Annotated in this window: 7 protein-coding genes; 2 read left to right on the forward strand and 5 right to left on the reverse strand. The window is 43.0% G+C overall.

Features of this window, described 5'->3' with window-relative positions:
- Positions 1 to 55: 55 nt before the first annotated feature.
- Entirely contained in the window at positions 56 to 610 is a 555-nt protein-coding gene (locus MKY87_RS30635) for a helix-turn-helix domain-containing protein (RefSeq protein ID WP_338594434.1), read from the reverse strand.
- A 129-nt stretch (positions 611 to 739) separates the two neighbouring features.
- On the opposite strand from MKY87_RS30635, the gene MKY87_RS30640 reads away from it, so the two are divergent.
- Positions 740 to 1,321: a LysE family transporter gene (locus tag MKY87_RS30640; protein WP_339784079.1), complete on the forward strand. Its 582-nt coding sequence runs from the start codon at positions 740 to 742 to the stop codon at positions 1,319 to 1,321.
- 53 nt (positions 1,322 to 1,374) lie between these two features.
- On the opposite strand, the gene MKY87_RS30645 is transcribed toward MKY87_RS30640, so the two are convergent.
- A complete protein-coding gene (locus MKY87_RS30645) occupies positions 1,375 to 2,352 on the reverse strand; it encodes an MBL fold metallo-hydrolase (RefSeq protein ID WP_339784080.1) in 978 nt (325 codons plus the stop codon).
- 463 nt (positions 2,353 to 2,815) lie between these two features.
- Here MKY87_RS30645 and MKY87_RS30650 point away from each other — a divergent pair, with 463 nt between their 5' ends.
- Positions 2,816 to 3,793, forward strand: a complete 978-nt coding sequence (locus MKY87_RS30650) for an alpha/beta fold hydrolase (RefSeq protein WP_340032887.1) — start codon at positions 2,816 to 2,818, stop codon at positions 3,791 to 3,793.
- Between the two features lie 88 nt (positions 3,794 to 3,881).
- On the opposite strand, the gene MKY87_RS30655 is transcribed toward MKY87_RS30650, so the two are convergent.
- From MKY87_RS30655 to MKY87_RS30665, 3 genes are all read right to left on the reverse strand, one after another.
- A complete protein-coding gene (locus MKY87_RS30655; RefSeq protein WP_036608371.1) occupies positions 3,882 to 4,529 on the reverse strand; it encodes a hypothetical protein in 648 nt (215 codons plus the stop codon).
- 307 nt (positions 4,530 to 4,836) lie between these two features.
- On the reverse strand, positions 4,837 to 6,318 hold the full coding sequence (locus MKY87_RS30660) for a DHA2 family efflux MFS transporter permease subunit (RefSeq protein ID WP_340967796.1): 1,482 nt from the start codon (positions 6,316 to 6,318) through the stop codon (positions 4,837 to 4,839).
- Between the two features lie 68 nt (positions 6,319 to 6,386).
- Positions 6,387 to 6,974 carry a TetR/AcrR family transcriptional regulator gene (locus MKY87_RS30665; RefSeq protein WP_340967785.1) on the reverse strand — a complete coding sequence of 196 codons (588 nt, stop codon included), beginning with the start codon at positions 6,972 to 6,974 and terminating at the stop codon, positions 6,387 to 6,389.
- Positions 6,975 to 7,034: the final 60 nt, after the last annotated feature.

Consider the following 7,034-nt stretch of genomic DNA (forward strand, 5'->3'; position numbering starts at 1 on the left):
TGTTAGAGACAACTAACAGCGGCGTTGCAGTTCATTACATCAGGCTGCTTTATTGTCACTTCGAATAATGGATGACCATGTTGAATTTGCTCTCCTTAGCACCGGAGTTAACATAGGCATGAGGCTTGTCCGCTCCAAAACGAATTGACTCCCCTTGGTTCACCGTATATTCTTCCGTCCCTACCCGAATCGTAACTTCCCCTTCAAAAACAGTAATAAATTCTTCCGTACCTTCGATATGCGGTTCAGCTTTCAACTCAGACTTGGGGTCCATCTCCATCATATATATTTCAAACCGACGACCCTCTTCAAAAGGAAAATGCGGATAAATCCGAACCCTTCCCTCATCCTCCATCAATACTTGAATATCATCGCCCGTTACAACGGTCGTATCTGACTTCGGCTCGTGAATCAAAGCAGTGAAGGAAGTTTTCAGGCCATTAGCAATCTTCCATACGGTTGCAATGGAGGGATTGGATTCGCCACGTTCAATCTGACCAAGCATGGTCTTGCTAATACCAGACATTTCGGCGACCTTGTCCAGACTAAGCTTTCTTTGTTCCCTAAGCTGTTTCAGGTTCTGAGCAAGAATACTATTAATGTTTTTCAAAATCCATCCTCCTCATTTTATAATTATGTTGTGCTATATAACGCACATGTTGTACAATAATAAAGACCGTACGCTATAACGTACATTTCAGGTCATTATATCACACAACTAAGATGACGTGGAGGAACCATGAACATTATACCTTTAGTGACCTATGCAATCATCGCTTCATTTACACCCGGACCCAACAACATCATTTCCATGACGCATGCAAAAAATCAAGGGTTTCGCAAGACCCTTCCGTTTATTAGTGGAGTTGCAGCCGGCTGCCTGCTAATTATGTTTCTGTCCAGTTATTTCAACCTTATTCTTCATCAATATATTCCCAAGATCACACCCGTCTTGAACGTGTTAGGATGTGTGTACATGCTATATCTGGCGTTCAAAATCATGCGAAGTAAACCTGCAGATGCGCAAGAAAACAAGGTCAATCATTATTCATTTCTATTTGGGTTCACCCTGCAATTTATCAATCCCAAAGTCATTCTGTATGGGCTTACTGCCATATCCGTTTTTGTTCTGCCTCTTGGGCAGTCCCATGTTCAATTAATCGTATTTTCCTTACTGCTCACCTTCATCGGCATTAGTGCCAATATGACCTGGGCGTTCGGTGGCATGTTATTCCAGAGCTTTCTATTAAAATACGAGCGTCCTGTTAATATCGTAATGGGTATGTTGTTAATTTACAGTGCACTATCAATCCTGATGTAAAATGTAATAGAAAAAGCGTCCACTCATTCGATGAGCTGAACGCTTTTATTTTTTCATCCCAATTCCGGTCTCCACCATGGATGTGTAGGGTAATCCTCCGTATGAAGCACAACCTTTTCGCCGATTTTGGGTGTTGCAATCTTAACTTGCAAGGCATGTCCAGCCTTCGTAATTCGTTCGACTGGTTCATTCCAGGCATGATAGGCCAGCGTAAATGCGGCCCAATGAATCGGGATAAGCAACTTCCCCTTTACATCCAAGTGTGCTTGCACCGTTTCTTCCGGCATCATGTGAATGTTGGACCACCGCTCGTCATATTGCCCACATTCCATCAAGGTGAGGTCAAATGGACCGTATTTACTGCCAATTTCCTTGAAATGAGGACCGTATCCGCTGTCACCACTAAAGAACACCTTTGTATGTTGTCCAGCGATAACCCACGAACACCATAAGGTAGAATTACGGTCGAATAATCCTCTGCCCGAAAAATGTCTTGCTGGTGTACAAGCAAATGTTAGACCTTTGAACGTAAACTCATCCCACCAGTTATGCTCTGTAATCTGTTCCGAAGGCACACCCAGTTGAATTAGCCTTCGACGTACCCCAAGCGGTACGATAAATCGCTTTGTTTTATCCTTCAATCTGCGGATGGAGTTATAATCCAGATGATCATAATGGTCATGCGATATAATGATTGCATCCAGAACCGGGAAATCCTCCGGCTGAATCGGTAGATTCGTGCTGTAACGTTTGGTACCCACCCAGGATACAGGGGATGGACGATTGCCCAGCATCGGATCAAAGAGCAACCTGTGCCCTTCAATTTCAAGGAAAAAGGCTGAATGGCCAAACCATGTAACCTGCGAATTATCGGAAGCACTGAATGAGTCTGCAGGTTCACATACCTCCATGGGCATCGTGCCTGATGGCCTCCGCTCTACATTGCCACGCATGGAATCTCTCAATATACTGATTAGGGACTTGAAGTTCATACCGGCTGATGTCGGGAGCTGATTTTCGTATTTTGTCATTATACATACCTTCTGTTCTATATAATCAATCTGTGATTCAACTTTTGATTAAGATATATCAACTATATCAGTTGAACTATACATTGACACTAGAACGTAGAGGACAGAAATAGCCTAAAGAAGCGGAGCTAAAAGCTTTCTGGGGAAAGCTGCTTCGTAAGCATAAACTCGCCTTTATCACCAGATTATCACCGTTATAAAAGTGAATCAAAAAAATCTGGGGATAACAGCGATCGGAAGGTTATTCTGTCATCGGAGTGAGCAGTGTAAATATTCTTTAGTTCAACTTATATCGTAGCTATATATTAATTCATTGGCCGTTGATATACAATTTTCACTAGAACACGCCCTTCTCCCTTGATCAGAAATAAACTCAATTAAGATAGAATTAAGACTCTGTTTTCTCTCCTATAAGATTGGGCATATATGATAGAGAAAATACATGGAGAGTATGTGAGAGAACATGAAGAAATGGCGTAAAAGATTAGTTAAGTTTTTGATATTTGACCTCGCGGTAATTCTGTTGCTTCTGGGTACAGGCGTGATCTACCAACAAATAGGGGTAAGGCAGGATGTAAAAATGCTCGTACCTCCTGGAAAGCTCTACAAAGTACATGGAGACAATATGCATCTATATACTGGCGGAGAAGGCGATGTAACGGTTGTACTCGCCTCTGGCTGGGGGACCGCTAATCCCTATGTAGATTATTATCCATTATATGAAAAGCTTGCTCCAAACACAAAATTCGCTGTATATGATCGATTTGGCTATGGATACAGTGATCAGACCGATAAGAAACGTGATGTCGATACCGTAGCTGAAGAATTACACGAATTGTTGCAGGTATCTGGACAGAAGCCACCTTATGTATTGGTTGGACATTCACTCGGCTCGCTGGAGACCATCCGTTTCGCACAAAAATACCCGGATCTCGTCAAGGGTATCGTCATGATTGATGGCGGAAGCCCCGAATATTATTCAAATGACGATGACTCTTTGGCAGACACAATTGGTGGTTTTGCGAATAAATTCCGTATCCAAACCGGACTATTCCGTCTCTCCATGCAATCTGACTTGGTTGTCGAAACTTCCAATGCCAATCGTAATGAACTGAAACTTGTACCCGAAGATCTGAAAAAACTGGATACAACTGCGCTGTTGCACAACTATGGTAATGTTAATACGTTGGATGAATTACGTGAAATAGCTGCCAATGCCAAAGTGGTCGTAGATCACAAGCAAACCTTACCGTTTCCACTCACCATACTGACAGCTGACTACCTTGGTGCAAGTGAACCCGAATGGGATAAATCACAATCAGAATTCAAATCTTGGTCAGATGATTCAAAACAGGTAACCATTAAAGATACCGATCATTACATCCATCAATATCGCCCTGACCTCGTTGCGAATGAAATATTGGCCCTGGTGAAGAAGTAACGTACACTCTGCTAAAGTAAGGCTATGTTATATCATGAAAGAAACCCCAAAGGTATCTCTAATATCTTTGGGGTTTTAAGTATGAGATTTATTGTGCTATCGCCAGTCTTGGCCGTTGGGACCTGAAATCGCTGAAAGCTTGTTCGATCTCTAATGCAGTCAACTGGTGACGATAAAAGTACTGTTCCATCGCCTCCATTTCGGTACGATCGCCATTGTAGATGTTATCAATTCTTCGAATGACCTGGTTATATAAGCTCTCACGTCTGGAGTTCACAGGTTCACACAACCAAAAGTCTGTTCTTTTCACATCACCTGTCTCCGTCCATAGCAAATTCTCATATCGGATGACATCCCAGTCCCAATATCCAGCATGAATCTGCTGAAGTTCCGTCGTAAACATATCGTATATCAAGTTGGGAGGAATATGTCCATATGTCACACGGTACTCTTTCAGTTTGAATGCTTCAATCCACTCTGTCAGGGTGTACTCACCTGGTGAATACGCATACAATTTAGGTGCATAAGAATTACTCTGCAGTGCCCTAAGTGCCTCACTTTCTAACTCCCCATCCAATCTTGCACGTGAAGCATATACCTTGAGACAATAGTTTTGCAATCTATATACGACGGAGCTATTACTAATAAGCGAAGCCTGTAGAGTGAGATGGCCGTTTTTTTCGTAGTGCAACAGCATCTTTTCAATGTTATTGCTAATGGGATTGATGATAATCATAACGATGTCTCCTTGAGTGAAAATAAAATATAAACCGTTTTCGAATTGGTTAAAAATTGTACTAATACATTCTATATTACCCTTTTATATTAGTATGAACATATACAATTTTGCCGGAACATGAAGTATTTGCTCTGAAATTCATTCTTTAAACCGCCGTATTCCAGCTACATTTTTACTCTAATGGCTGTAACCCGTTTCACGTCAACACCGAAAAAAGATAGATACGCAAAAAAAAGCGATGCGCCCTTAGAGTTAAGGGACATCGCTCTTATACAATATCTAATTATTATTGTTACTTAATGAATTAATGCATTGGACCTTGTTGTCCTGGCGTTGATCCTACTTTGACCCGTTTCACGAAGAGTGAAGCAATCAGGCCGATAATCGACAGAACTAATGCGAATACAAAAGCATTCTGTACACCTGACGTGAAACCTGCCAGTTGATTTTCTGGACTTTCCGGATTCGCCACTCCGCTCAAAAAGCGGGATTGTCCTGCGCTCAGTATACTTACCGCAACAGCCGTACCGATCGCTCCGGATACCTGTTGCAACGTATTCATGATGGCAGTACCGTGAGGATAATACTCACGGGGCAATTGGTTCAGACCATTCGTCTGTGCAGGCATCATAATCATCGAGATTCCGACCATCATGAACACATGCAGCGTAATGATTTTCGCCAGTGTTGTTGTAGGTGTAATTCCAGTGTACATGAAGAGTACAATCGTTACGATAGTCAGACCAATAATCACAAGCCACTTTGGACCGAACTTGTCAAACAGTCGACCCATAACCGGAGACAGTAAACCATTCAGCAAACTGCCCGGCAATAGAACCAGTCCGGCAGTTAACGCGGTAACGGCCATACCTTGTTGCAGATACATTGGCAGGATCAGCATGGATGACAGCATCATCATCATACAGATGAATATCAGGATCAGACCAATCGTGAACATCGGATATCGGAATGCACGCAGATCCATCATTGGCTGCTTCATTCTTAGCTGACGGATACTGAATAACAGCAAGGACAACACACCAATAACGAGAGTGGCAACAACGACCGGACTTGTCCAGCCTCCGCCAGTTTCCCCGTGTCCCCCTGCGCTACTGAAGCCGTATACGATACCACCAAAACCAAAGGTAGAAAGGATAATGGACAGTACGTCAATTTTGGGCTTGGTCAATTTCGAAATATTAGGCAAGAACAACAAACCGCATACCAGTGAGATCAGGAAGAACGGCAAGGAGATCCAGAAGATCCAATGCCAGCTCAGATTAGCCAGAATCAGACCGGAGATACTCGGACCGCTTGCTGGTGCAAACATGATAACCAAACCGATCAATCCCATGGCCGCGCCACGTTTTTCAATCGGGAAAATAACCAATATGGTGTTAAACATCAGTGGCAACAACAGAGCTGTACCTATCGCCTGTAGTACCCGTGCCACCAACAGAATTTCGAAGCTAGGTGCAAGTGCAGCAACAAATGTTCCTGCAATCGAGAAAATCAAAGATGTTGTAAACAGCTGTCTTGTGGTAAACCACTGCAACAGCATGCCGGATACCGGTACCAGGATTCCCAACACAAGCAAGTAACCTGTAGTTAACCATTGAATCGTTGTAGGACCTACTTCCAGTAGAGCCATAAGTGGCGTCAATGCCACGTTTAATGCCGTTTCTCCAAACAGACCAATAAAGCCGCTCAGCAGCATTGCGAACAAAATCGGAAATACCTTGTATTGCTTTGTTTCTTGTTGATTCTGTGCAGAATCAGCCTTCATGGAAACCTCCACGATCCCATCCTCCTCAAACGTATCGAACTTTCTTTTTCTCTATCTCTTGGTATAAATTATTGAATCTGTTTGGCGTTCTTCGTCACAACCGACAAATACTCAGCAGCCGTCAGCAGAGGCTGTTTATCCTGATTCGTCAGGCTGATAATCAGTGCTCCCTCCATCAAAGAAATGATCAGAAGTGCCGTCTCCCGCGCCTTCTCTTCACCAACACCATCCAGAATCAGATGTTTCTTAATGACATCCTGCCAATCTGCAAATACACCCTGACATGCAATACGCAACTGCTGACTAATACACGATGTCTCCACAGCTGCCCAGAAGCTGAATGGCAGAAATCCGGTAAACCCGGCTGCTTCTGTTTCATGAGCCAAATCATGAATAAATCTCTGAATGGCATCCCCCGTATTGTCGTTGGCTGCAAATGTTTTCTCAAATGTCTGCAGGATATGTTCATTGGCTTTTTGAATACACTCGTGCGCGAGCTCTTCCTTGCCATGCGGGAAATAATGATACAACGACCCTTTCGGCGTACTACTCTCTTTGATGATCTGATTCAGACCGGTCGCATGATATCCTTGTGAAAAAAACAGTCTCGCTGCTGTGCTGACAATAGACTCTCTAGCATTAGACTTTTCACTCAACGAAAGCCACTTCCTTCAAATAATTATAACAATCGGTCTATATAATTAAACCCGTTCAGA

Source organism: Paenibacillus sp. FSL R7-0198 (assembly GCF_038000415.1).
In the GTDB taxonomy this organism is placed as follows: Bacteria; Bacillota; Bacilli; order Paenibacillales; family Paenibacillaceae; genus Paenibacillus.